The sequence below is a fragment of the Vibrio plantisponsor genome, assembly GCF_013041605.1.
GTDB classification, from domain to species: domain Bacteria; phylum Pseudomonadota; class Gammaproteobacteria; order Enterobacterales; family Vibrionaceae; genus Vibrio; species Vibrio plantisponsor.
In genome coordinates this window covers 41,651-67,667 of the sequence record NZ_JABEQC010000008.1, presented here as the reverse complement: position 1 = coordinate 67,667, position 26,017 = coordinate 41,651, and the positions used below count along the sequence as shown (strand labels likewise).

The following is a 26,017-nucleotide window of genomic DNA, read 5'->3' as shown; positions in this document are numbered from 1 at the left end:
ATGCGTAGCTACGTTGATAAACAATCGGGTATTGCCGCAGTAGAGTTTTTGGTGACCTTACCTGTATTACTGTTCATATTTACTGTTGTCATTGAGTTTGGTAACGCTTTTATTCGCTACAGCGTTTTAAATAAATCTGTACAAAATGCAGCCCGATACGCGGTTGTGAATATTTATGGTACGGCCACATCAGGCTCTATTGCCAATGAAAGCGACATAAAGAATATGGTTATGTATGGAAAGACCTCTTTTGTTCAGGGGGAAACGCCAACTCCGATACTTGAATCATTGACACTTGACGATATTTCTGTGACCCCTGTGGGGAATTATGTCGTAGTCAGTGCTAACTATGATTACCAATCAATACTTAATCTATTGCCTATTGATGCTTTGGATAACTTAACAGTTCGTTCTTCGGCAGTGATGAGGGTGGCACCATGAGGAGAATACGAAGACAACTGGGTATCACCATTGTTGAATTTACCGTAGTCGCATCAAGTCTGCTGTTACTTGTGTTTGCCATTTTAGAGCTTGGATATTTCACGTTTAACTTACAGGCACTGAATGATTTAACGCGCAGAGCGGCGCGTATAGCGACAGTTTGCCAAGTTGACGACGGCGATGTGATTCGTAGTCTGGCCTTGTCAGAATTTGTCCCCCGAGGATTTACGACTGCAAATCTGGCTATTGATTATTTGGATGCGGATGGCAAGTCAGTACCGAATATTTTTGCAGATGATGCACCTATACATTATGTCAAAGCTGAAATTGTTGACTACAACTATGGATTTTCAGGGATACTCAATTTTCTCGGTGATAATGGCGTGATATCGGTACCCGCATTTGAAACTGTTCTGGCCGCCGAGTCACTAGGCATTGGGCGCACTGATTCATCAACAGGTGATGATGTTTATATTGACTGCAAATAAAAATAATCAAGGGAGCCTCTATGGGGGAAGCCGTTAAATTGTCTCGTAGTGACAGCAATAACATTCGAATTAAGACTAACTTGTCTATATGGGTTTTGTATTCAAGTGATGCTTTCAAACTTCATATGATGAGTGAGCTGTCTCAATGTAATAGTTTGAATTTTGAAGCTATATCGCTTCATGGAGTTGTTGCGGACAGTTTCAAACACTTCACACCACCCGATCTTATTTTTGTCGAAACCGGTCCTAACTGGGCACAAAAAGTCGTGGAGTTACAAAACTACGATGGACCGATGATTGAAGACAGCGAAGTCAGCACTTCATTAATCATATTTGGTGACGAAGGTGATAATGGTGCATTAAAAATTGCGCTCCGACTCGGAGCTACAGATTTTATATCCGATCAAGCCACTATTTTGGATTTAATGCCCTTATTGAAGAATGTGGCAGAAGAAAAAATAGCTGCGCGCAAACTTGGGCAGTTATTCGTTTTTATCAATACCAAAGGTGGTTCTGGTGCAACAACTGTTGCTCTGAATACTGCAGTTGAAGTTGCGATGCAAAACCGAGATAAAGTGTTATTGCTGGATTTGGATATTCACTTTGGTGTTGTGATGGATTATCTCAATATTAATCCAGCCTATAGTATTAATGACGCTATTGCTAACGCCTCTGATTTAGATGAAATTTCATTGCATGCTTTAGTATCTAAGCATCCATCTGGTTTACATGTATTAAGTTTTAAACATGAAAATCATAATGAAAACTTTGATAAAGCTATGCAGATGGGGAAGCTATTACCAACGTTGTTGGAATTTTATCCTTACGTATTTGTTGATCTTTCTGGCGGTGTTGACCGAATGTTTGCACCGATTTTGTCTCGAGCCAGTAAAACATTTTTGGTCACACAGCAAAATTTAGTCGCAGTGAAAAACATGTCTCGTATTCTAAAAGCGATGACTTTTGAATACGGTATTCAGCGCGATCAAATTGAAATAATCCTTAATCGCTATGAAAAACGTCAGCAAATAAGGCTGAAAGACATAGAACAGACGATTTCAGGAGTTCCAATACATGTCATCCCTAATGATTTTAAAGCGGCTATTGAAAGTGCCAACTTAGGGAAACCATTTGTAGAGTCGAGAAAAGGTAGCTCAATTACTAAATCAGTAGTGGATTTATCACAAACATTAGCGCCAGTTAAAGAGAAAAAAGGTTGGCTGAGACGTCTATTTTCCTGATGGATTAGGGAGAGGGTATGTTTTTTAAACGTAAGAATATTAGTTCTGATTTCCAAGAGCAGCTTTTAAAAGAAGAAAGCCCTCCTAAGGCTGACATACCAATAAAGCCTAAATCTAGTCCTGCACAGGGAAATCAAGAAAAGGCAGAGGCTCCAAAACAAGATGAAAGCCCACTTCAGCGCAAATTACGGGAAGCTGAAGCAAAAAATAAACAAATAGATGACACTCGAAAGCAGCTAGAACAGGAGCAAGCAACTAAGCACTATTATCATCGTCGGCTGCTTGAAACATTAGATTTGGCATTGCTTTCTAGCTTAGAAAAAGACAGAGCTAAAAAAGATCTTCATGATGCCGTCGTTCAACTTATGGCTGAAGATCAAAGCCATGCTTTGAGTGCTGAAGGTCGTAAGAGAGTCATCAAACAGATTGAAGATGAAGTATTTGGTTTGGGGCCTTTAGAGCCACTTTTAAATGATTCATCGGTTTCAGATATTCTGGTTAACGGAGCAAAAAGTGTCTTTGTTGAGCGCCGAGGTAAACTGGAAAGAACCCCTTATACCTTTCTTGATGATAGGCATTTGCGTAGTATTATCGACCGAATTGTTAGCCAAGTTGGTCGTCGTATTGATGAATCTTCGCCTATGGTCGATGCTCGCTTAGCTGATGGCTCGCGTGTTAATGCAATTATCCCACCCTTGGCTCTTGACGGGCCTTCTGTTTCCATTCGCCGTTTTGCAGTCGATAAGCTCACTATGGAGAACTTACTGTCGTTTAACTCTATTTCTGAGCAAATGGCAAAGTTTGTCGAAGCAGCCGTTAAAGGCGAACTCAATATTCTTATCTCTGGTGGTACTGGTTCAGGCAAGACCACCACTTTGAACATATTCTCAGGCTTCATTCCTAGTGACGATCGAATCATAACAATTGAAGACTCTGCGGAACTGCAATTACAACAACCCCATGTTGTTCGTTTAGAAACCCGACCAGCAAACTTAGAGGGGAAAGGCGAGATTACCCAAAGGGATCTGGTTAAAAACTCATTACGTATGCGACCTGACCGAATAGTACTCGGTGAGGTGCGTGGTAGTGAAGCGGTGGATATGCTTGCTGCAATGAACACGGGTCATGACGGCTCGCTGGCAACCATTCACGCCAATACCCCTCGTGATGCGTTGAGTCGTGTTGAAAACATGTTTGCTATGGCTGGTTGGAATATTTCTACCAAAAACTTACGCGCACAAATTGCTTCTGCGATTCATTTAGTGGTTCAAATGGAACGTCAGGAAGATGGTAAACGGCGAATGGTCAGTATTGCCGAAATCAATGGCATGGAAGGTGACATTATTACCATGTCAGAAATTTTCAAATTCCAACGACAAGGTATGGATGAAGAGGGGAATGTCATTGGCTATTTTACGGCGACAGGCGTAATTCCACAGTGTCATGATTCATTGTCTAAACGTGGTTGGCATTTGCCTTACGAGATTTTTAATGAAACCTTTGAATAAGGGGTAATGCAATGGACCAACTGTATTTTTTTGCTTTGCTGTTTGTTGCAGTCTTTCTTATTTCCCAAGCATTTCTGATGCCAGCGGCTGGCAATAAAGCAAAACACAAAGCTATTAGTAAGCGGCTGAAAGAAAGCCAATCTCAGGTTGATGAGCAGAGTCGTTCATTGTTGAATGAACATTACATCAAAAGCTTGTCTCCTATCGATCAGAAATTGGTGAGCTACAGTTATTTTGCCAATATGAAAAAAAATCTAGAGCTTGCAGGCATAGGAAAATCATTAACACAAGTGGTGACCTATACGGCTTTGAGTCAAATATTGGTTCTGTTAGTTTTGATTTTTTTAGGTGCAGAGCTTTATATTGCTTTTGCAGTTAGTTTTATTGTTTGGTTGATTTTGTATTTTGTTATTAGTGGCAAAATATCAAAAAGGTTAAGTAAATTTGAAGAACTATTTCCAGATGCATTAGATATTATGAAGCGAATGTTATCTGCGGGACATCCCATTACCTATTCATTTAACGAAGTCGGCAAAGAATTACCAGAACCAATAGGCAGTGAATTTAAGAATACCTTTAACCTTTTAAATTATGGTTACGATATCAGATTAGCCATGATGCAAATGGTAGAGCGTAATCCAACCGTATCTATGTTTGCTTTTTCCAGTGCGGTTTTATTACAAAAAGAAACCGGTGGTGATCTAGCGGAAAATTTAGATAAAGTGTCTAAAGTATTACGTGCCAGATTTAAGTTGCAGCGAAAAATAAAAACCTTGTCTGCTGAAAGTAAAATGTCTGCTTGGGTGTTAATGTTGGCACCTTTCGCTATATTTATTATGTTAAGTGTAATTAGCCCTGGATATTTGGAGCCTCTTTATGCTGATCCTCGAGGTCATCGTTTATTAATCTATGGAGGCATTGGGTTATTTATTGGTGCTTTATGGATAAGAAAAATCATTAACTTTGAGGTTTGATGTATGCAGGATCTTGTCAATTATTTACAGAACTTCAAATTAACAGAAGAAAACCTCATTCTGCTGATGGTTATGTTCGCTAGTGTGCTGGTGGTTATTACTCTATTTTTACTGGTATTTGGTCGAACTAAGCAGTCTAGTGTTCGTAATCGTCTACAAACCTACACTATGGAAGCGGAGGTAACAAAGAGAAGTAGCAAAATCGATAATGCGCTTGAATCTTTATCACCGATTTTCACTACCAGTAATGCTAAAGAGAAAGAAACTGTGCGTCATCAGCTGATGCACGCGGGGTTTCATAATGAGACGGCACTGACCTATTTCTATGTGGCCAAAACACTTTCTACCCTAATAGGGCTTTTTGCTGGATTACTTTATTACACGTTTTCAGACAGTGGGCAAAATCCGCTGTTCATATTAATTATTTGTGTTGGAGTTGGTCTTTTCATTCCTAATATATTTTTACGACATTTAGTTAAAAAACGTCAGTCGCGCATTCGTGCTGGTGTTCCAGATATGCTAGACCTGCTGGTGGTTTGTACAGAATCGGGATTAGGTTTAAACGCAGGTCTGATGCGAGTATCAAAAGAACTTGGCATGTCTCATATGGATTTAGCTGATGAGTTAGATACGGTCTGCCTGAAAATCAAGGCGGGCTACGATATGTCAGAAGCGTTTCAAGGGTTTGTTGAACGAACGGGTGTTGAGGAGTTGGCTGGTTTAATCAGCATGCTGTCTCATGCATCAAGAATCGGTGGCAGTTTATCTCAAACATTGCGTGATTACACAGAAGATTACCGTGATAAGCGAAATCAGGAAGTGGAGGAGATTGCAGCTAAAATACCCACCAAAATGATTTTTCCTCTATTGGTCTGTATTTGGCCTGGATTTTTTATTGTTGTTCTTGGACCGGCAATCATCAAGTTAATGGAAGCTTTTGGGCAATAAAGGATGAATGATGAAAAAATATAACTATGCCACTCTCTTATTGATCTCTCTTATCGCTGGCTGTGCTAGCGATTCCGATAAACAATCTAAGTTTGATAGTGAACTCTATGATGGTAGGCCTGTTGAAACCTTTAGTGCAGATGCTGCGCCTTTAACCGAAACGGAAGCGATAAAACGCGGTGACTATGCGTTAAGGCAAAACAATTCTGATTTGGCGCTTTACGAATATATCCGTTCTCTAGAGTTTCCTGACTCACAATATAGTGACAAAACCTTGTATACCATTGGTCGTATACATCAGTCTCGTGGCAATTATGAACTAGCAGAGCGAGCTTATCTGTTGGCATTAGAGCGCAACCCCAATAATGTTCAGGTTTTGGAGCAGTTGGGTTCGAATTACAGTAAGCAAGGTAAAGTTGATGAAGGTCGAAGTTACTTTTTGCGAGCGATTAATGCCGATCAACTGCGTTTGAGTTCCAGATTAAAACTGGATGATGATGCAAGTGTGTCTGAGATAGAGGAGTTAAGCAGCGACAACCTTTCTCCGGCCAGTGCCTACATGGGATTAGGCATACTCGATGATGTCAAGGCGCAACATGAAGTAGCGCAGGCGTTTTACAAACATGCTTTAAGAATTGAGCCTAAATCGAGTAAGGCATTAATGAATATGGGTTATTCCCATTATATGAGTGGAAATTACACCGACGCGACGCGTTTTACTTTAGCCGCACTTGAACAAGAACCGGATAACGAGAAGGCGTTAAACAACTTGGCACTCATTTATTTAGCCAAAGGTGAGACCCAGCGTGCTTTAAATGTGTTTATGCGCCGAATGGACGCTCCAGAAGCCTTGAATAATGTGGGCTATTTTTTAATGCTTCAGGGCAAACCAGATGAAGCGATCCCCTATTTACAACAAGCGATCGACAAAAAGCCTTCTTACTACAAAATTGCTAATGAAAATCTAGAACGAGCGTTGGCCGAAGTTCGCGCCAAAACCCCAGCAAAAGCTGAAATGATGTCTCAGTGATGGTCAAGCCTATCTTTGGGATCTGGCTCAGGATAGGCTTCAATCACTTTCTTCAAATATTCCTGATGGTACCTCAGGCCGTTAACGCAATGTTTGTCTAGTTTGCCGTTGGCAACCATCTTTTCTAATTCGAGTAATGCGAAGGGAACCGACCAAGCTTGTTTGTATGGTCGGTGACTGGTTAACGCATCGAATACATTGGCAACGGTAATAATGCGGGCAGATATTGGTATATCTTCTTGGGTTAAACCATAGGGGTAACCGCTACCATCTAAAAATTCATGGTGGTAAGCAACGATCTCTTTTAGCACGGCCACACATGGGTGATCAGGTGAGCCCATTTCATCAATGATGTTATTGATGATCTCTACGCCTTTTTCTACATGATCTTTTAACTGATCGCGCTCTTCATACTCTAGTGAGCTAGATTTGTTTAACAAACTTACCGGAACAGAGAGTTTTCCGATGTCATGACATTTGGAAAACAGGGTAATGTTTTCAATGGTTTCATCATCCAAATCGTAGATGTGTGCAACTTCAAGTGCTATGACTTTGGCATATCGACAGATTCTTTCTTTGTGTTCAGACGACTCTTGCCAATGTTCTTGAGATTGTGAATGAACAAGGCTGGCTGAATTGATCAATGAGTGCACTAAGTCATACTCTGACGTAACAACAAAACGAATGATCTCCAAAAAAGGTTTGAGTGCTTCGGTCATGGACTGGTTGAATAAATCTTTTTGAAAAGAATTTAAGAATATAAAACCGATAAACTTCTTGTTTTGGAAAACAGGCACAGCCAGAGATGAGCGATATCCTTGATCTATAAGCCATTTAGAATGAGGGAATTTGGCATCTAGCTGATTTGGAATATCATTTAAATAACGACAATCACCAGTTTCAGAACAGATTTTTAATGCTGGCAATTCTGATAGGGGAAATTCGTAGTGTAAGAGTTCAAAGCCATGAAAGGTGCTGTCTGCATAGGTTTTTAGATGATCATTCTCCTCATCGTAAAGCGCAAAAGAAATCCGATCGACTTCTGGAGCAGACACGCGCAAACGCTCATGAATATCAGTAAGCTGATTATTCAGAGTTCCCGCAGATGCGAAATAGCTGTGATCGCTATTTTTGCTGTGCGTGTCCATGGCATCTCCCCCTAATTTTTCCTCGACGACAACTCAGTTCATCAACCTAATTACGCAACCTATAGCTACTTAATAAGTTTAGTTGAAATTGTCTTATTCTGTTCGATTAATGACCAGTGAATGTGCTTCAAAATATTTGTGTGAAATCGTTTACCACTTGTAGATAAAGGCTTTTGAGCAATACATCATGCCTGCTATAGATGTTTGTTATCTAAACTCGCCACTTTTTTATGACAATTTGGTGTTATTAGTGTAAACGTTTCCACTCTGTAGCAGTGATCACAGAATGTTGACGATATAGCCTGCTAAACTCTTGCACATTAAATGAGATGTTGTTTGAGGTAAGTGAAGTGAAAGTATTGGTCACTGGTGGTATGGGATACATAGGTAGTCATACTTGCGTGCAAATGATTGACGCTGGGATGGAGCCCATTATTCTCGATAATCTGTGCAATGCCAAAGAGAAGGTGTTGGATAGAATTAAGATGATTTCTGGTGTAGCGCCCGTTTTTTATCACGGCGATATTCGTGATGAAGCGCTGCTCGATTCCATTTTTGCTGAGCATGATATTAAAGCGGTTATTCACTTTGCTGGCTTGAAAGCCGTGGGTGAGTCGGTGGTTAAGCCTCTCGAATATTATGATAACAACGTTAACGGCTCTTTAGTCCTTGCGCGTTCTATGCGTAAAGCGGGAGTGAAGAATATCATCTTTAGTTCGTCTGCCACTGTGTATGGTGATCCAGCTTCAGTGCCAATTACCGAGTCTTTCCCGACAGGCGCAACGACCAACCCTTATGGCCGCAGCAAGTACATGGTGGAAGAATGTTTATCGGATCTTTTCAACGCAGATCCGAGTTGGAGTATTACTTTACTGCGCTACTTTAATCCTGTCGGCGCGCATCCATCAGGCTTGATGGGCGAAGATCCGCAAGGTATTCCAAACAACCTCATGCCGTATATCGCACAGGTAGCAGTAGGGCGCAGAGAAAAACTTTCAGTGTACGGGAATGATTACCCCACACCGGATGGTACGGGCGTTCGCGACTATATTCATGTGATGGATTTAGCTGACGGTCACCTTGCAGCATTAACTCACGTTGGTCAGAAGAGTGGTTTGCATATCTATAATTTAGGCACAGGTAAAGGCTCTAGTGTGCTCGATATGGTAGAGGCATTCAGCCAAGCTTGCGGCAAAGATGTGGCTTATGAGGTTTGCCCGCGTCGTGCTGGTGATATTGCTGAATGTTGGGCGAGTACTGAAAAAGCTGAGCGCGAACTGGGCTGGAAAGCAACTCGCAGCGTAAAAGAAATGACAGAAGATACTTGGCGTTGGCAAGTTGCTAACCCGCAAGGTTACTAGTTTGAGAGATGAATGAAAGTTATGTCGAATACTGAATTTAACCCTGTAGATCATCCGCATCGTCGCTACAACCCATTAACTGGGCAGTGGGTGCTTGTTTCTCCTCATCGAGCTAAGCGTCCTTGGAGTGGTCAGGATGAAAAGCCATCTGTCGCTGAACTGCCTGCTTATGATGCAAAGTGCTTCCTGTGTCCAACCAATGAGCGAATTTCTGGCGATAAGAACCCAGACTACAAAGGCACTTATGTTTTTAACAACGACTTTGCCGCGTTAATGGCTGATTCTCCTGATGCACCTGAAAATGAACATCCCCTATTTAAGGTGCAAGGCGTTCGCGGTTTAAGTCGGGTTATCTGTTTTTCGCCGGACCACAGCAAGACTTTGCCTGAATTATCTCCGCAAGCGATTCGTGGTGTGATTGATACATGGAATGAGCAGATTGAAGAGCTAGGCAAAGAGTATCTCTGGGTTCAGGCTTTTGAGAATAAAGGCGAAACCATGGGATGTTCTCAACCGCATCCACATGGACAAATTTGGGCAAATAGCTTTTTACCAAATGAAATAGAGCGTAAAGACAATAATTTACGTGCCTATTATCAAGAGAATAACTCAAGCCTGCTGGTGGATTATGTACAGGCTGAGTTAAAAGACGGTTCCAGAATTGTCGTTGAAACAGAACATTGGGTAGCGCTAGTGCCTTATTGGGCGGCATGGCCATTTGAAACCATGTTATTGCCGAAAACCCACATCCGCCGCATGAGCGAGCTTAGTGATGAAATGCGTGATGATCTTGCCATTGCGATTAAAAAATTAACCAGTCGTTATGACAACCTGTTCCAGTGCTCATTCCCATATTCAATGGGTTGGCATTACGCACCGTTTTTTACAGATGGTCAGAGCGTTGAACATTGGCAATTACATGCCTTGTTCTATCCGCCACTACTGCGTAGCGCAAGCATTCGTAAATTTATGGTTGGTTATGAAATGTTAGCGGAAACTCAGCGAGATTTAACTGCAGAACAAGCCGCAGAGCGACTACGCTCGTTATCAGACGTACATTACAAAGAACAATAAGTGGAACAATTATGAGCTTAATTAATAGTGTTGAAGCTGCATTTGAAGCAGTACTGGGTTATAAGGCAAGCCATCTTATTCAGGCTCCTGGCCGTGTAAATCTGATTGGTGAACATACCGATTACAATGATGGTTTCGTTTTGCCTTGTGCGATTAACTACCAAACTGTGGTTGCGGCCTCTCCTCGTTCTGATTCGAAGGTCAAAGTGGTTGCTGTGGATTATGGCAATGCGATTGACGAGTTCGATTTAACTCAACCAATTACTTTTGTCGAAAACAAAATGTGGGCGAACTACATTCGCGGTGTAGTGAAATACTTGATGGAACGCGGTTACTCATTTAACGGTGCCGATATCGCTGTGAGCGGTAATGTACCTCAAGGCGCGGGTTTAAGTTCTTCTGCTGCATTAGAAGTGGTTATTGGCCAGACATTTAAAGAACTTTACAGCTTACCTATTAGCCAAGCTGAAATTGCCTTAAATGGTCAGCAAGCTGAAAACCAGTTTGTCGGTTGTAACTGCGGCATCATGGATCAACTGATCTCTGCTGAAGGCCAAGCGAACTCTGCGCTTCTTATCGACTGTCGCAGTCTAGAAACCAAAGCGGTTTCAATGCCTGAAGATATGGCGGTCGTCATCATCAACTCAAACAAGCGACGTGGCTTAGTCGACAGTGAATACAACACTCGCCGCCAGCAATGTGAAGAGGCAGCACAAATCTTTGGTGTGAAAGCGCTGCGCGATGTTTCTATCGAAATGTTTAACGACAAAATAGAGCAGCTCGATCCTGTTGTTGCTAAACGCGCTCGCCACGTAATCACAGAAAATGAACGTACTCTGCAAGCGGCCGATGCTTTAAGCGCTGGTGACTTAAAACGCATGGGCGAACTAATGGAACAGTCGCATGCGTCGATGCGTGATGACTTTGAAATCACAGTAAAAGAAATCGATGCCTTAGTAGACATCGTGAAAGATGTGATTGGCGATCAAGGCGGCGTACGTATGACAGGCGGTGGCTTTGGTGGCTGTATTGTCGCGCTGGTTCCGCCATCATTGGTTAATGATGTGGAAAAAGCGGTTGAAACCCTTTACCCACAACAAAGTGGTCTTACTGCAACCTTTTATGTGTGTCAGGCAAAAGTTGGCGCTGGTTTGATTCAATAGAGGGCGTTAATGATGACCCATTCTTTATTTGAAACAATGACTCAATCACCCGCTTACGATGGCAAGCCAGCAATGCTGGTAGAGCTAACGAATGCGAGAGGTGTGCAAGTTGTGTTTATGGATATTGGTGCAACGTGGTTAAGTTGCCAAATACCTGTCGCAGGCGAAATGCGCGAAGTCTTGCTTGGCTTAAGCACCATGGAAGACTTCAAGCAGCATGGCAGCTTCTTAGGTGTGACAGTTGGTCGCTATGCAAACCGTATCGCAAACTCACAATACTCTTGGCAAGGCGAAACTTATACGTTAGCGGCGAATCAAGGTGCGCATTGTTTGCATGGTGGTAAAGACGGTTGGAGTCATCGTCGCTGGGATATCGTCAATCAAAGCAAACAGAAAGTTGAATTCTCAATTTTCTCTGCTGATGGTGACCAAGGATTTCCGGGTAATGCGAGCGCATCGGTGACTTATGAGCTTACTGACGATAATCATATTGTGATTAGCTACAAAGCATCAACCGATAAAGCGACACCGCTGAATCTGACTAACCATGCTTATTTCAATTTGCTCGGCGCAGAATCAGGCTCAGATATTCTTGACCACAAACTGCAAGTTAATGCTGATTACTATCTGCCAACCACATCTGAAGGTATTCCTTTGGGTGAACTGGCAAGTGTTGAAAACACCAGTTTTGACTTCCGTACAGCGAAAGCGGTCAAGCAAGATCTATTAACAGATGAACAGCAGAAAAACTGCAAAGGTTATGACCACAGCTTCTTACTTGATGACAGCTGTAAAACGGGACAACCAGTCGCAACCGTTGAAGCGCCTGACGGTTCTCTGTCTATGCAGGTGTTGACCGATAAACCAGCGATTCAGTTTTATGGTGGCAACTTCTTAGAAGGAACGCCTAACCGAAAAGGTTCCACATACAAACAGTATCAAGGTCTTGCTTTAGAAACTCAGTATTTGCCTGATTCACCGAATCATGCAGATTGGCCTCAGGAGAGTTGTATGACTCTTCCCGGCGAAGAATACGCTTTTACCACTGTGTATAAGTTCAACGTTTTGGCGAGCTAACCCGTAGGGGACATAGTGAACCCAAGGACTGGGGGGATAAGGTTTACAGTTCTTGGGGGAAAGCGATTTTGCCCTCACTTCTTATGAAGTGAGGGCTTTTTTCTTACTGAACCGTGCTGCTAGACGGTGCTTTGTCTACAGAGTCTCGGCGTACCAGCGTTGGCGAGAAACACATTGGCTCTTGTTCCAACTCTTCATCTCTAGCCAGTTGCAGCGCAAGTTTTGCCGCCTTTTCTGCCATCATTTGAATTGGGTAACGAATCGTTGTGAGGCGAGGGCGCACATAGCGTGCAATTAAACCGTCATCGAATCCTATAACCGAAACGTCTTGTGGTGTCTTCACCCCATTTTCTTCCAGTACCGAAAGTGCGCCTGCTGCCATATTGTCGTTATAAGCAACAACACCGGTAATATCCAAAGACTTAGTCAGTAAGTTGGTCATGGCTTCTTCACCGCCTTCACTGTCCGGAGAGGCAAGCTCTAGGTAGCTAGCTGGCAATGATATGTTGTGTGCAGCGAGAGCGTCTTTATAACCTTCAATGCGCTGATCAGCATCTTCAATGTGATGAGAAGAACTGATACAAGCGATCTTTTCATGTCCATGGCGGATCAGAAATTCTGTCGCTAAGTAAGCGCCTTTGTAGTTATCTAGAGAGATACAACGATCCGCGAGTTCTGGAATATGGCGGTTGATCAGTACCAATGCTTTGATCTCGTGAGCATAAGCAATCAGTTCTTCATCAGAAAGCGCTTTTGAGTGAATGACCAAAGCATCACAGCGACTGTTTATCAGCAGATCGATAGCTTGGCGCTCTTCTTCTGCTTCATGGTAACCATTACCGATTAGTAAGTGTTTGCCCGCTTGATGAGCAACATTATCAACCGCTTTGACTAACGTACCAAAGAAAGGATCAGACACATCACTCACTAACACACCAATGGTGTTTGTACTTTGGCTTACTAAAGCGCGAGCTGCAGCATTCGGGCGGTAGCCAAGATCTTTCATCGCTTTCGTTACAGATTCGATCGAAGCTTTACTCGCTTTGGGAGATTTATTGATCACGCGTGAAACCGTTGCCACTGAAACGCCAGCTTCACGTGCTACGTCTTTTATGGTTGCCATGAGAGACCTCGCTACATAAGAAACGTTATTTAACAATGTGAGTGAAAATATGGCAACGAATCCGTTAAGTAATGTACAGATATGAGAGATTAAGCTTAGATTTGAGAAGGGATAATAGAGTGTGTAAACGTTTTTAGTAAACGTTCTCTCCTCCTATCCGAAAATAGAAGGAGAAAAGAGATTTAACGGACGCTGGCAACAAGGTTATCAATCAAAGCATGTTTAGATTGGCAAACGCCGGCAAGCCTCACATATTTAGGATTATGGCGGTCATTGAGCAGTGGATGATGCCATCCAACAGTATGTTGAACGAAGTGTTTAGCAAACGCTTCAGAGACTTCTAAACAACCACAAATCACAGTATCCACATAGCTTTGAACAATCGGGCTTTTCTCGCAAGGCTGAAGATGTTGCTCGGTGACATACACCCAAATCGGCTTGCTTGGGTCGAACTTATGTTCGGTTTCAATCTGATTTGGCTGAAGAGAAATACGTTGATAGCCACTTTCTCGGCGATCAAACTCAACCAGAGCTGTGTCATCAATTTCCAACAGCACACCGTTAACCCGGCCTTCACCAGTGTTCACGACTAGTGGGGAGATAGTGTAAGTGTCATCAATTTTCCCCCAAGAGCGGACTAAACCGTGCACAATAACTGGAATGGCGCTTCCGGTTTGTCCTGTGAGCTGTCGGGAGTGTGAATTCATCAGGCTTCCGTAGCCAAAAATATACATGTACTCGTCCTATTTGAATCTGTAACTGCGTAGACTGCATTCATTCACCCTAATCACATAGTGTCCTATGTTCCTAGGGCAGAGTTCATTTATTGCTTGTGACTGGTATTAATTTTTCGAGAAAAACTGTAGGCGTTTTAGTATCCAAAACTCTACAGCGAATATTCCTACTAATCCGAAGCAGAATAGTGCAAAGGCAATAGGGGATTCGGTTCCCGGAATGCCTCCTACGTTAACACCTAATAGACCGGTTAAAAAGCTGGTCGGTAAGAAGATGGCGGCAATCACAGAGAACAGATATGTGTTCTGGTTCATCTTTTCTGCGTGGTACTGGCGCAACTCACCTTTAATGATTTCTAACTCACTAAGGAAGAAGTCGAGCGTTTCGTTAATACGGGTAATGGTGTTCACGCTGTGGCGTAAGCGCATATTTTTAAAGTTAGCCAACGGTACATCTGAAGACAAATAGTCATCAATCGCGTACTGCTGAGGCTTGATGAAGCGTTTGATTTTGAGCAGCGCTTTATGAGTGTCCATCATGTCTTCACTCAGCTCTAACTCACTGTCAAACGCTTCAATTCTGTCTTCAACAGAATTAAGGTAGTTATCGATGTTTTTGTTGAGACCATCAATAATGTTCAGCACAAGATCCGCAAGGGTTTTTGGTCCTAGTCCTTGCTTTAGAGATTCACGGATCGCATTGATGGTTTTAGATGGGATCTTACGCGTGGAAATCAGCACACCTTGATAGTACAGAATGCGCACACTGAGCATATCTGCTGGATCGGCATTGTCGTTGAGATTGACGCCTCTTAGAATCAGCAAGAAATTTTGTTCATCATATTGCTCAAACAAAGGGCGCGTATCTTCAGCTAACAAGCTGTCGACAATCGATGCGGGGATAGCGTTCTCTAGAAGCCACTCACGAACTCCAGGAACATCTCGTTGGCAATGATACCAATGATGAGCCTCTAGCGAGGTTGATTTATCTGTGGGTTGAGTTGCTTGCTGTCCTGAAAACTGCCAGTGATCGATTAAAAAATCCATAGTGATCCTTTTGAAGCATTTGTCTCTTACAAATCATGCTTTTTGAAAGCCTCTGTTTTGAAACTAGAGCTGAAAATGGCTTTGGTAAAGCTTATGTTTTTTATAAAAAGTAGCCCAAGATGATCTTGGGCTACGGGTGAGTGCGATTAGAAACCACGCATTTGAATGCGACGCAGGAACTCAGTCATCACTCGGTCGTAAAGTAAGTCGCCCAAGAAAGCATCTTCTACGTGATGGTCAATACTTGGGTTGTCGTTAACTTCGATCACATAGACTTGACCGTCAATCTCTTTTAAGTCAACACCATACAAGCCACTACCGATAAGGTTGGCAGCTTTAACCGCTACATCCACGACATTTTTCGGTACTTGTTTTAAATCGAGTGTTTCAAAGCCACCAGACGAAACTCGGCCGCTATTGTGGTGTTGATAAATCTGCCAGTGGCCGCGACTCATCATATATTTACAGGCGAAGATTGGTTGGCGATTCATCACACCAATACGCCAGTCAAAATCAGTTGGCATAAAGGCTTGAGCCAAAATCAGGGCGCTCTTTTCAAACAGAGCGGAAGCTTCTTTTTCTAACTCTTCTTCCGTGCGCACTTTTACAACGCCACGAGAGAAAGCGCCATCTGGAATCTTCAATACCATTGGTAATTCGAGCTGAGAAAGCAGCTTATCTTTCCAGTCCTCATCAAAGCTTTTCACAATCACGCCTTTAGGTGCTGGCACGTTGTTGCGTTGCAATAGCTCGGTTAGAAATACCTTGTTGGTACATTTCATGATCGACTCGGAATCGTCCATGACTACTAAGCCCATCTTTTCTGCGGTTTTGGCAAAACGATAGGTGTAGTTGCTGATGTTGGTCGTCGCACGGATGAACAGGCCATCAAACTCACCTAAGCGAGATAAGTCGTCAGGCGAAATGGTTTCTAAGTTCATACCTAGGCGGTTTGCTGCACGAGCAAAGCGTTTCAGTGCTGAAGCATCTGAAGGAGGCATTTTCTCTTCAGAATCAACCAGCATTGCCACGTCGTAGCGGTATTTTTTCTCTTGCTTCGGTTTACGCCATACTTTTGTTGAGAACATTTCCAGAGACTCGATGAAGAAGTCTTGCTCTTGATCTTCCAAATCTTGGAATGGGTATGGTGCAATTCGGTTAATCTGCCATTGACCTTGGTACTTGTGCATTTTCAGTTCAATAACAGGCACCATGAACTGCTCGAACAGGCGACGAGCAAGCTTATCCAACCCCGGCTCTGGCGTGCGTCCGAAGTAGATTTTACAGTGAATAGAATCGGTGTTTTTGCACAGTTTATTGAGTTTCAATAAACCGGACGAGAGCAGAAATGGCTGGTTGATGTCGTTAATTGCCATGACGCGCGGAATAACGCGGTGCCCACGAGCTTCTGCCATCAATGAGCAGTAGTAGCCGTTGCTCATATAATCATAATCACGACACAAATTGACCACTTGAACGCTACGGAAGTTGTTTTTCCAATCTGCATCAAGGTATTGGGCGACGCTGACAACTTGTTCTGAAGGGAAGTATTGTTGCCAGTCGCTTGCTTGGTCTGTCACGATTAAAAGGTTTGCCATATTATTTTGATTCCTATTGCTAGAGTCTATATACGCTAAAATTAGATTCCCGCATCACAGTAAACAGCTTTACTGCTCATCACTCCCAACGGTTCGATACGATTAAGTGTAGACAATCGTTCGAATTTTATTGTTCATTACCTAGCTGCATGCTTAGTTGCTTTGGGTGTATTATTGAGTTGCAATCGTGCCAACCATAAGGACATCGTATGGACTTTCGTCTTGCGAAAAGTGCTGATCTCTCTGCGCTTAATGCGTTAGAACAACAGCTATTTGAAGGAGATAAAATTTCTCCTCGTCAAATGAAGCGTTTTTTACACTCCAACCAAGCTGTCATTTTTGTGGCAGATTCTGGTGAGGAATTGGCTGGATATGCATTGCTACTATTTCATCAAGGTACACAGCTATCAAGGTTGTATTCAATTGCCGTTAAACCTGATTTCAGAGGACGGAGAATTGCTCAGAATTTGGTTGAGCAATGTGAGCGTGCAGCTCTTGATCAAGGCTCCACTACATTAAGGCTAGAAGTTCGCGAAGACAATACGGCAGCAATAAATTTATATGAAAAAATGGGCTATAAAACACTGAAAGTCCTGATTCATTATTATGATGATTTGTGCAATGGTCGCCGCTTACAGAAACGTCTTACACCGCACGGTCCGAAAGTGCAGTTACCTATGCCGTTGTATGTTCAAACTACGCCGTTTACTTGCGGTGCAGCCTGTTTGCTAATGAGTTTTTCTTATCTGGATAAAACCTTTGAACCGACACGAGTTCAGGAGATGCAATTGTGGCGTGAAGCGACAACCATTTTCATGGCGGCTGGGCATGGTGGTTGTAGCGGACAAGGTTTAGCACTGGCTGCGACACGTCGCGGTTTCCATGTCGAGCTATGGAGTCAGTCTAAGAGCACCCCGTTCATTGATAGTGTGCGTGATGCGAACAAGAAAGCGGTGATCGAGCTGGTTCATCAGGATTTTTGCCAGCAATTAGAAACGCAAGATGTGACGACCATTGATGCACCGCCAAGCCAAGAGCAGTTGGAAGAGTGGGTAAGACAAGGTGCATGTGTACTGCTGCTTATCAGTACATATCGTTTTGATGGCAAGAAAGAACCTCACTGGATTGTATTAAGTGGTATGAGTGAGAAGTTTTTCTTCTTCCATGATCCGCATGCTGAAGGCGAGGAACATGCTATTGCCTCAGCGTTTGTACCACTGGGCAAAAAGGCGCTGTGCCAGATTTTAGGTTTTGGTAAGCAGAAACATACCGCGTGCGTAGTCATTACCCCTAAAGCGTCTTAATTCATTTAGTATTCTGCCTCTCTTGATGCTTTTGGGATCAGAGAGGCAGATTGTTTTGGTAACTATACGTATTGAGCTAAGTAAGCTTTAGTTTGTTCGGTCATACGCGCTTTTTCCTGGTCAGAAATAAAGCTCGCTTCAATCGCATTCAAGGTGAATTGCGCTAACTCTTGGTAAGACATAGGGTGAGCATCCGCAACTGCGTTGAAGTTATCTGTCATGTAACCGCCAAAATACGCAGGGTCGTCAGAATTGATGGTGACGCAGAGCCCCTGACGCAGCAGTTGTACAATATTGTGCTGTTCCATCTGCTGAAAAACTTTCAGTTTCAAGTTTGAAAGAGGGCATACCGTCAATGGCATACGAGTTTGTTTAAGTTCTTCCACTAACGCCGCATCTTCAACGCAACGCACACCGTGGTCGACACGTTGTACACCCAAAAGGTCGATAGCGTTACGGATATTCATTGCCGGACCTTCTTCACCTGCATGAGCGACGGTAATAAACCCCGCGTTTCTCGCTTCACGGAACACATTCTCAAACTTCTCCGGTGGATGACCTTGTTCAGAAGAGTCCAAACCAACGCCGATGATTTTATCTTTAAATGGCAATGCCTGAAGCAAGGTTTCCATCGCAGCGGGTTCGCTCAGGTGGCGTAAGAAACACATAATGATCTGACTAGAAATACCTAACTCTTGCTGTGCTTTATCAAGTGCTTTGCTAATACCATTGATCACGGTTTCAAACGCGATTCCACGATCGGTATGAGTTTGTGGGTCAAAGAAAATCTCAGTATGGATAACGTTGTCTTGCTTGCAACGAAGCATATAAGCCCAAGTAAGATCGAAGAAATCCTGTTCGTGAATCAGAACGTTAGCGCCCTGATAATATATGTCGAGAAAAGACTGTAGGTTTGAAAACTGATAAGCAGCACGTACTTCTTCTGGAGAAGAGAAGGGGATGTCGATGTTGTTGCGTTTTGCTAGTTCAAACATCAATTCAGGTTCGAGAGAACCTTCAATGTGTAAATGAAGTTCAACTTTTGGCAGTTGTTGGATAAATCGTTTCATATATGCTCTTAATCCTCATGTGATTAATCGCTTTTCATCTTGAGTGGTGTTTTACCTTTATTACCTTATAGGTATGTGAGGTAAACGGAGCCCATACAAAGAGAAAGCGATAACCTATTCGCTTAACTCTTCGTAATCAGAATTTTACGGATTCTGGTAGAGACCCCCACACCGTATCAGTAGGGTTATACGAAGCAACTTTTACAATTTTCAAATCTACAGTTAGTCAGTTTTACTGTTAGATTTGAAAATAAGAAACTTTAAACAAATGATAACGCAATTATTTGTAATTGCCACTTTTAACAATAAGCCAAGGTGTTGGTTTTACTTCTGTTATAAAAACCAGATATAAAAAAGCTCCCCTTGAAGGAGAGCTCTTTTGACGTTATTCGATTTAAGACAAAGCAAGAATCACGCTTGGGATAACGATGAATACTGATAGTAAGTATCCAGCTACCACCGCTTTACTTTTTACCGCCATGTCTGAAATGTAATCTGCACCTTTTAACGGAATTTCACGTAAGAACGGAACACCGTAAATCAAGATTGTCGCCAGCACGTTGAATGATAGGTGTACCAGAGCAATCTGTAGTGCAAATACCGCAAACTCACCAGAAACCGCTGTTGCAGCCAGCAGAGCTGTAATACAGGTACCGATGTTAGCACCAAGGGTAAATGGATACACTTCGCGAACTTTTAGTACACCAGAACCTACAAGAGGAACCATCAAGCTGGTCGTTGTTGAAGAAGACTGAACCAATACAGTCACAACAGTACCAGATGCGATACCGTGTAGCGGACCGCGACCAATAGCGTGTTGCAGAATTTCACGAGCACGGCCAACCATTAGGCTCTTCATCAGTTTGCCAATCACGGTAATCGCAACAAAGATCGTCGCAATACCAAGAACCACTAATGCAATACCGCCAAACATATCACCTAGAACCGCTAGTTGATGTTTTAGTGCGCCTACAACAGGGCTAGTGATTGGTTTGATGAAGTTCAGACCTTTCATGCTCATATCACCGCCAGCAAGGAATGGTGATACTAACCAGTGAGAAATTTTCTCTAGTAGACCGAACATGATCTCTAAAGGAAGGAAGATACAAACTGCGAGCAAGTTGAAAAAGTCATGAATAGTTGCACTTGCGAATGCGCGTTTGAACTCTTCTTTATTACGGATATGACCAAGGCTAACAATAGTATTGGTCACTGTTGTACCAATGTTTGCGCCCATTACCATAGGAATCGCGGTTTCGATAGGTAAACCACCGGCAACCAGACCTACGATGATAGAAGTTACTGTGCTTGAAGATTGGATCAGTGCTGTTGCAACTAAACCAATCATTAGTCCTGCGACAGGGTGTGAAGCGAACTCAAAAAGTACTTTTGCTTGTTCCGCTGCCGCCCATTTGAAGCCATCGCCTACCATGGTTACAGCAAGTAATAGCAAATAAATCATGAAAGCCAAGTTTGTCCAGCGAAGCGCGCGAGTCGTTGACGAAATCGGAGCCGCTGTTGAAGCTGCTTGGTTTATCATTGTTTTCTCCATTGACCTTGTTAACTACATTCGGTCTGTTGTTGAATCTGTCGCGATAGTAGAACCTGAATATTTCAGTAATATGACAGTTCTGTAATAAATCGATATTTTTATTAATTAGATTCAATGTGGAGAATTGGTCTTTTGGGTTTTGGTTTTATCTTATTGAATATTAAGGTTATTTTGTTTGTTTCTGGGTTACCTTAACAACAGGTGTTTTGAGAGTTATTTGGGGTATCTATGTATTAAACATGACGTAAGAGTCATAAAGCGCATAACCAATGTAGAAAAAAGTACAGTTAATCTATTTTTTATTCGGTTTTTTCGAGTTTATTGATTAGTAGACGAGGTTTGGTTTAACCTTACAGATTATTTGGTTACTGAGTCTCCAGCACTATGTCACATCTTAACTATAACCATCTCTACTATTTCTGGATGGTCTGCAAGCAAGGTTCTGTTACCAAAGCGGCAGATGCCTTATTCCTTACGCCTCAAACGGTAACTGGGCAAATCAAAGCGTTTGAAGAACGTATGGACGGAAAACTGACCAAACGTAATGGCAGAAGTATTGAACCGACAGAGCTTGGTCAACTGGTCTTTAAGTATGCAGACCGAATGTTTGGCTTAAGCTATGAGATGTTGGATATCGTGAACTACAGCCAACGTTCCAACGTTCTTTTTGATGTTGGCGTTGCGGATGCGTTGTCTAAAAGGTTGGTCAGTAAAATCTTGATGACGACGATTCCAGAAGACAACAGCATCCATTTACGTTGTTTTGAATCTACCCACGAGCTTCTGCTTGAGCAGTTGTCCCAACATAAGCTGGATATGATTCTTTCTGATTGCCCTGTTGATTCAAGTCAAAGTCCAGGTTTGTTTAGTAAAAAGCTGGGGGAAAGTCATATGGGATTTTTTGCTCGCAATCATCTTGGCAAAGTTTCATTCCCTGCGGTTTTAGAAGAACGTAAATTGCTGATGCCGGGAAGCCGAACATCTATGGGGAGAAAAGTCCGTCAATGGTTCGATCACCAAGGTATTCAGCCTAATATTCTTGGTGAGTTTGATGATTCCGCGCTAATGAAGGCATTTGCCCGATATCACCCTGAAGCTATTTTCTTGGCACCGCTGCTTTATGTTACTGAAGTGGCGGATGATTCTTCGCTGCAGCTGATTGCGCCTGTCGAAGAAGTGAAGGAAGAGTATTACGTTATCTTTGCTGAACGAATGATTCAGCACCCAGCCGTAAAAAATATTTGTGACGCAGATTTTACTAAATTGTTTGAATGAGACTTTTGTCATTATTTACAGTTGGATTAACTTCACACAATTTGATAAAAAGAACAATTATTACACAGGGCTAATTAATTCGAGCAGTAATAAAGACGCAAGTTATGAATCAATAAGAATTCAGATGCGTCGCAGAAATAAAATTAACTGATATTACCAAAACACTTTACCCCGCTAATATGCCGCATAACGATAGCCAAGCTAATTGAAGTAAAGGCAGGCGACAAGATCTTGAACCCAAGAGCATAGTGATTATGCTGTCGGGTAAGTAAACGTCGTCTGGAAAGCTATTACTTCAATAGAAAGGGTATTTTGAATTAGTTTATTATGCCGACTTAAGAGCGTTTTAGAAGTTGTTCCTAGGGGACTTATTCATGAATCTACAAGAAATGGAAAAGAATTCCGCTCAAGCGGTTGTTTTACTCAAAGCGATGGCGAATGAAAGACGCTTACAAATTCTTTGCTTGCTGCACAACCAAGAGTTGTCGGTAGGTGAGTTATGCGGAAAACTAGAATTAAGCCAGTCCGCACTTTCGCAGCATTTAGCGTGGTTGAGACGAGATGGATTGGTCAACACGCGTAAATCTGCACAAACAGTATTTTATACTCTAAGTAGTGATGAAGTGAAAAAGATGATTGAGTTGCTTCACAATCTGTACTGTGAGTAACCGATTTAGAAAATGAGTTAAATCAGAAAATAAAAAAACCGGCAGAAGCCGGTTTTTTTCATCGCTGATAATTCAAGCCAGAATTATAGAGCTTTGATAGCTGCAGCGAAGCGAGACTTATGACGAGCTGCTTTATTCTTGTGAATAAGGCCTTTAGTCGCCATGCGGTCTAGGATTGGTGTAACTACAGCGAAAGCAGCAGTTGCAGTTTCTTTGTCGCCTGCTTGGATAGCAGCAACAGTTTTCTTCATGTAAGTGCGCATCATAGAACGACGGCTAGCATTGTGCTGGCGACGTTTCTCAGCTTGGATAGCGCGCTTCTTAGCAGATTTACTATTTGCCAAGGGTCTAACTCCCAAAAACTTTTCGTTAGGTAACATTTTAAGGGCGAGGAATATCCCCTATTTGCTCTAAAATGTCAAATGATTTGTGCAAAAACCCACCTGAACCAAACAAGTTTGGTATAAGAAGGCCTTCGCGGTTAAGATGGCGTGGATTCTAACAGTATTTTTTTTTCAATGCTAATACTTATCTGCTCTCTGAATGACATTCTTTGCATTCGGTGGGCGACTATGTTGTTTTAGCTTGTTTTTCGAGGTTATCGTGAGCAAACGCTTACTCAAGTCTGGCATGATTGTCAGTGCCATGACGCTTATCTCCCGTGTACTGGGATTAGTGCGTGATATCGTTGTTGCAAATCTTATGGGAGCCGGTGCCAGCGCAGACGTATTCTTCTTCGCCAACCGTATTCCTAACTTTTTACGTCGTCTGTTTGCAGAAGGGGCTTTCTCTCAAGCCTTTGTTCCTGTGTTAACTGAGTATCATGCCTCTGGTGATATGAACAAAACTCGAGACCTGATAGCCAAAGCGTCGGGTACTTTAGGGGTATTAGTCTCTATTGTAACTGTGCTGGGTATTGTGTTCTCTGGTGTTGTTACAGCATTGTTTGGTGCAGGTTGGTTTCTGGACTGGTTAAATGATGGACCCGCAGCGCCAAAATTCGAACTGGCGAGCCTGCTTCTTAAAATCACCTTTCCTTATTTATGGTTCATTACTTTTGTTGCTTTGTCGGGCGCTATATTAAACACCCTAGGTAAGTTCGCGGTTTCTTCGTTTACGCCCGTGTTCCTAAACGTCATGATGATCTTATCCGCTTGGTATATTTCTCCAAACTTGGATCAGCCAGAAATTGGTTTAGCAATAGGTGTGTTTTTAGGCGGTTTAGTTCAGTTTTTATTCCAACTGCCATTTTTGATCAAAGCTGGAGCCTTGGTTAAGCCTAAATGGGGATGGAAAGATCCTGGAGTGGTCAAAATTCGCACTTTGATGATTCCGGCTTTGTTTGGTGTGTCAGTGAGCCAAATTAACCTTCTATTTGATTCCTTTGTTGCCAGTTTCCTGCAAACGGGTTCTATCAGTTGGCTTTATTACTCTGATCGCTTACTGGAATTCCCGCTAGGTTTGTTCGGTATTGCGATCGCAACGGTTATTCTGCCGGCTCTTTCACGCAAACACGTTGATGCCCATAGTGAAGGGTTTTCTCATACCATGGATTGGGGCGTGCGCATGGTGACTCTGCTAGGTGTTCCTGCCATGCTGGGTTTGATGGTGTTGGCGAAACCAATGCTGATGGTACTCTTCATGCGCGGCGAGTTCTCGGCCAATGACGTTGAACAAGCTTCGATGTCCCTGCTGGCTTATGCTGCTGGTCTGCTGAACTTTATGCTGATCAAGGTTCTTGCTCCGGGGTATTACTCGCGCCAAGACACGAGAACGCCTGTTCGCTATGGCATTATCGCTATGGTGAGTAACATGGTATTTAATGCCATCTTTGCTTGGTTCTATGGCTTCGTAGGTTTGGCAGCGGCAACGGCACTATCTGCCTTCATTAATATGGCTTTGCTTTATAACGGTTTGCATCAGCAAGGTGTTTACAAGCTTTCACGTAAAACAGTGCTGTTTTTTGCTCGACTGATTGTTGCTGGCGGCGCTATGGTGGCTGCGATTTTATGGCAGTTAGAAGATATGTCAGTTTGGCTTGGGTGGAGCTTCCACAGCCGTGCATTAATGCTGGCAGCGCTGATTGCTTTAGGTGCAATTGTTTATTTGCTCACCGCATTGATTCTAGGCTTGCGCCTAAAGGATTTAAAAGCGGCGACAGAATAATGTTAATTAGGGTATAATCCGCCAGTTTCGCACCAATATAACTGAGAACTATAGGTTTTAAACGTATTCCAATGGAATTAATACGCGGTATTCATAATATCAAAGCACAGCATAATGGTTGTGTGTTGACGATTGGTAATTTTGACGGTGTTCACTTAGGACATCAGCAAGTTCTGCAGAAAGTCTCTGAACAAGCCAAAAAGCTGAATTTACCTTCAGTCGTAATGACATTTGAACCGCAGCCTATGGAGCTTTTCTTAAAAGATAAAGCTCCTGCTCGGTTAACACGTTTGAGAGATAAGTTTGTTCAACTGAGTAAACTGGATATTGATCGACTGTTGTGTGTGAATTTTAACCATCATTTTGCCAGTCTAGATGCGGACAGTTTTATCCGTGACTTGTTGGTAAAACGTTTGGGTGTTAAGTTTCTGGTTGTTGGCGATGATTTTTGTTTCGGCCGTGGGCGCAAAGGTAATTTTGCTATGCTCAAAGAGGCTGGGCAAAAGTACGGATTTGAAGTCGTCAGCACGGAAAGTTTCTGCTTAGAAGAGCTTCGTGTGAGTAGTACGGCGATTCGAGAATCGCTGGCCGAAAACGATCTGACGGGAACGTCAGAAATGCTGGGAAGAAACTATAGTATTAGCGGTCGAGTTTCCCATGGTCGAAAACTTGGTCGTACTATCGGATTTCCTACGGCAAATATTCCACTAAAACGCTGTGTTTCACCTGTGTCTGGTGTGTATGTTGTCGAAGCTTATGGGCTCGGTGAACAACCTATTGGTGGTGTGGCGAATATTGGCCAACGACCAACAGTAAATGGTGTTCGTCAGCAGCTAGAAGTGCACTTATTTGACTTCCAAGGCAATTTGTATGGAAAGCAGTTAGAAGTAGCACTTTTGCATAAGCTAAGAGATGAAAAGAAGTTTGAGTCGTTTGATGCGCTTAAACAACAAATAGAATTGGATGCTGAAGCGGCTAGGGTGTGGTTGCTTCAGTTTAAGAATTAGCCAGTTGATTCCACTGGTTA

24 protein-coding genes and 1 riboswitch are annotated in these 26,017 nt (G+C 42.7%); of the genes, 16 read left to right on the top strand and 8 right to left on the bottom strand.

The features are described from left to right. Genes HKI82_RS12490 through HKI82_RS12460 form a run of 7 tightly spaced genes read left to right on the top strand, consistent with a single transcriptional unit; the run spans position 1 to position 6,630 of the window. Positions 1 to 441, top strand: coding sequence for a TadE/TadG family type IV pilus assembly protein (locus HKI82_RS12490; RefSeq protein ID WP_171138211.1), 441 nt, complete (start codon positions 1 to 3; stop codon positions 439 to 441). Next, positions 438 to 929 carry a TadE family protein gene (locus tag HKI82_RS12485; RefSeq protein ID WP_102941041.1) on the top strand — a complete coding sequence of 164 codons (492 nt, stop codon included), beginning with the start codon at positions 438 to 440 and terminating at the stop codon, positions 927 to 929. Before HKI82_RS12490 ends, HKI82_RS12485 begins: the two co-directional genes overlap by 4 nt. Before the next feature lie 20 nt (positions 930 to 949). Beyond that, a complete protein-coding gene (locus HKI82_RS12480; protein ID WP_171138210.1) occupies positions 950 to 2,170 on the top strand; it encodes a CpaE/TadZ family protein in 1,221 nt (406 codons plus the stop codon). 17 nt (positions 2,171 to 2,187) lie between these two features. Further along, entirely contained in the window at positions 2,188 to 3,678 is a 1,491-nt protein-coding gene (locus HKI82_RS12475; protein WP_102941042.1) for a TadA family conjugal transfer-associated ATPase, read from the top strand. An 11-nt stretch (positions 3,679 to 3,689) separates the two neighbouring features. After that, entirely contained in the window at positions 3,690 to 4,652 is a 963-nt protein-coding gene (locus tag HKI82_RS12470) for a type II secretion system F family protein (protein ID WP_171138209.1), read from the top strand. A gap of 3 nt (positions 4,653 to 4,655) precedes the next feature. Next, a complete protein-coding gene (locus HKI82_RS12465) occupies positions 4,656 to 5,600 on the top strand; it encodes a type II secretion system F family protein (RefSeq protein ID WP_102941044.1) in 945 nt (314 codons plus the stop codon). Between the two features lie 7 nt (positions 5,601 to 5,607). Then, positions 5,608 to 6,630: a tetratricopeptide repeat protein gene (locus HKI82_RS12460; RefSeq protein ID WP_390632016.1), complete on the top strand. Its 1,023-nt coding sequence runs from the start codon at positions 5,608 to 5,610 to the stop codon at positions 6,628 to 6,630. Here the strand turns inward: HKI82_RS12460 and HKI82_RS12455 are convergent. Further along, a complete protein-coding gene (locus HKI82_RS12455; protein WP_171138208.1) occupies positions 6,624 to 7,778 on the bottom strand; it encodes an HD domain-containing phosphohydrolase in 1,155 nt (384 codons plus the stop codon). The genes HKI82_RS12460 and HKI82_RS12455 overlap by 7 nt on opposite strands. 350 nt (positions 7,779 to 8,128) lie before the next feature. On the opposite strand from HKI82_RS12455, the gene galE reads away from it, so the two are divergent. From galE to galM, 4 genes are read left to right on the top strand one after another with little or no spacing between them, the layout of a single operon-like run. Next, entirely contained in the window at positions 8,129 to 9,139 is a 1,011-nt protein-coding gene (gene galE / locus HKI82_RS12450; RefSeq protein WP_171138207.1) for a UDP-glucose 4-epimerase GalE, read from the top strand. A 21-nt stretch (positions 9,140 to 9,160) separates the two neighbouring features. Then, positions 9,161 to 10,213 carry a UDP-glucose--hexose-1-phosphate uridylyltransferase gene (locus tag HKI82_RS12445; RefSeq protein WP_171138206.1) on the top strand — a complete coding sequence of 351 codons (1,053 nt, stop codon included), beginning with the start codon at positions 9,161 to 9,163 and terminating at the stop codon, positions 10,211 to 10,213. Between the two features lie 11 nt (positions 10,214 to 10,224). Next, on the top strand, positions 10,225 to 11,376 hold the full coding sequence (galK, locus tag HKI82_RS12440) for a galactokinase (RefSeq protein WP_206361898.1): 1,152 nt from the start codon (positions 10,225 to 10,227) through the stop codon (positions 11,374 to 11,376). A 12-nt stretch (positions 11,377 to 11,388) separates the two neighbouring features. Further along, positions 11,389 to 12,453 (top strand): galactose-1-epimerase, encoded by a 1,065-nt coding sequence (gene galM, locus HKI82_RS12435; protein WP_171138292.1) that lies wholly within the window; start codon positions 11,389 to 11,391, stop codon positions 12,451 to 12,453. Positions 12,454 to 12,556: 103 nt separating this feature from the next. On the opposite strand, the gene HKI82_RS12430 is transcribed toward galM, so the two are convergent. The 4 genes from HKI82_RS12430 to HKI82_RS12415 form a co-directional block, all read right to left on the bottom strand. Next, positions 12,557 to 13,576, bottom strand: a complete 1,020-nt coding sequence (locus HKI82_RS12430) for a substrate-binding domain-containing protein (protein ID WP_102941050.1) — start codon at positions 13,574 to 13,576, stop codon at positions 12,557 to 12,559. A gap of 182 nt (positions 13,577 to 13,758) precedes the next feature. Next, entirely contained in the window at positions 13,759 to 14,310 is a 552-nt protein-coding gene (locus HKI82_RS12425; RefSeq protein WP_171138205.1) for a gamma-glutamylcyclotransferase family protein, read from the bottom strand. Positions 14,311 to 14,418: 108 nt separating this feature from the next. Continuing rightward, the gene (locus tag HKI82_RS12420) at positions 14,419 to 15,357 is read right to left on the bottom strand and encodes a zinc transporter ZntB (RefSeq protein ID WP_171138204.1); all 939 of its coding nucleotides are present in this window, start codon (positions 15,355 to 15,357) and stop codon (positions 14,419 to 14,421) included. Positions 15,358 to 15,503: 146 nt separating this feature from the next. After that, positions 15,504 to 16,955 (bottom strand): RimK family protein, encoded by a 1,452-nt coding sequence (locus HKI82_RS12415; protein ID WP_171138203.1) that lies wholly within the window; start codon positions 16,953 to 16,955, stop codon positions 15,504 to 15,506. A gap of 209 nt (positions 16,956 to 17,164) precedes the next feature. Here HKI82_RS12415 and HKI82_RS12410 point away from each other — a divergent pair, with 209 nt between their 5' ends. Then, entirely contained in the window at positions 17,165 to 18,259 is a 1,095-nt protein-coding gene (locus HKI82_RS12410; protein WP_171138202.1) for a GNAT family N-acetyltransferase/peptidase C39 family protein, read from the top strand. 62 nt (positions 18,260 to 18,321) lie between these two features. Here the strand turns inward: HKI82_RS12410 and HKI82_RS12405 are convergent, their stop codons facing one another. Together HKI82_RS12405 and HKI82_RS12400 are read right to left on the bottom strand one after the other, a co-directional pair. Continuing rightward, positions 18,322 to 19,329 carry an adenosine deaminase gene (locus HKI82_RS12405; protein ID WP_171138201.1) on the bottom strand — a complete coding sequence of 336 codons (1,008 nt, stop codon included), beginning with the start codon at positions 19,327 to 19,329 and terminating at the stop codon, positions 18,322 to 18,324. 113 nt (positions 19,330 to 19,442) lie between these two features. Next, a riboswitch (purine riboswitch) is annotated at positions 19,443 to 19,542 on the bottom strand. 181 nt (positions 19,543 to 19,723) lie between these two features. Further along, positions 19,724 to 20,869 (bottom strand): Na/Pi symporter, encoded by a 1,146-nt coding sequence (locus HKI82_RS12400; RefSeq protein WP_102941055.1) that lies wholly within the window; start codon positions 20,867 to 20,869, stop codon positions 19,724 to 19,726. 396 nt (positions 20,870 to 21,265) lie between these two features. Here HKI82_RS12400 and nhaR point away from each other — a divergent pair, with 396 nt between their 5' ends. Both nhaR and HKI82_RS12390 read left to right on the top strand, forming a co-directional pair. After that, positions 21,266 to 22,156 (top strand): transcriptional activator NhaR, encoded by an 891-nt coding sequence (nhaR, locus tag HKI82_RS12395; RefSeq protein WP_102941056.1) that lies wholly within the window; start codon positions 21,266 to 21,268, stop codon positions 22,154 to 22,156. Positions 22,157 to 22,530: 374 nt separating this feature from the next. Further along, positions 22,531 to 22,824 carry an ArsR/SmtB family transcription factor gene (locus HKI82_RS12390; RefSeq protein WP_042484297.1) on the top strand — a complete coding sequence of 98 codons (294 nt, stop codon included), beginning with the start codon at positions 22,531 to 22,533 and terminating at the stop codon, positions 22,822 to 22,824. An 83-nt stretch (positions 22,825 to 22,907) separates the two neighbouring features. Here HKI82_RS12390 and rpsT read toward each other — a convergent pair whose 3' ends face one another. Further along, on the bottom strand, positions 22,908 to 23,168 hold the full coding sequence (gene rpsT, locus HKI82_RS12385) for a 30S ribosomal protein S20 (protein ID WP_042484294.1): 261 nt from the start codon (positions 23,166 to 23,168) through the stop codon (positions 22,908 to 22,910). A gap of 259 nt (positions 23,169 to 23,427) precedes the next feature. Here rpsT and murJ point away from each other — a divergent pair, with 259 nt between their 5' ends. Together murJ and ribF are read left to right on the top strand one after the other, a co-directional pair. Beyond that, the gene (gene murJ, locus HKI82_RS12380; RefSeq protein ID WP_171138200.1) at positions 23,428 to 24,990 is read left to right on the top strand and encodes a murein biosynthesis integral membrane protein MurJ; all 1,563 of its coding nucleotides are present in this window, start codon (positions 23,428 to 23,430) and stop codon (positions 24,988 to 24,990) included. 71 nt (positions 24,991 to 25,061) lie between these two features. Beyond that, the gene (ribF, locus tag HKI82_RS12375) at positions 25,062 to 25,997 is read left to right on the top strand and encodes a bifunctional riboflavin kinase/FAD synthetase (protein ID WP_102963282.1); all 936 of its coding nucleotides are present in this window, start codon (positions 25,062 to 25,064) and stop codon (positions 25,995 to 25,997) included. The last annotated feature ends 20 nt before the right edge of the window (positions 25,998 to 26,017 follow it).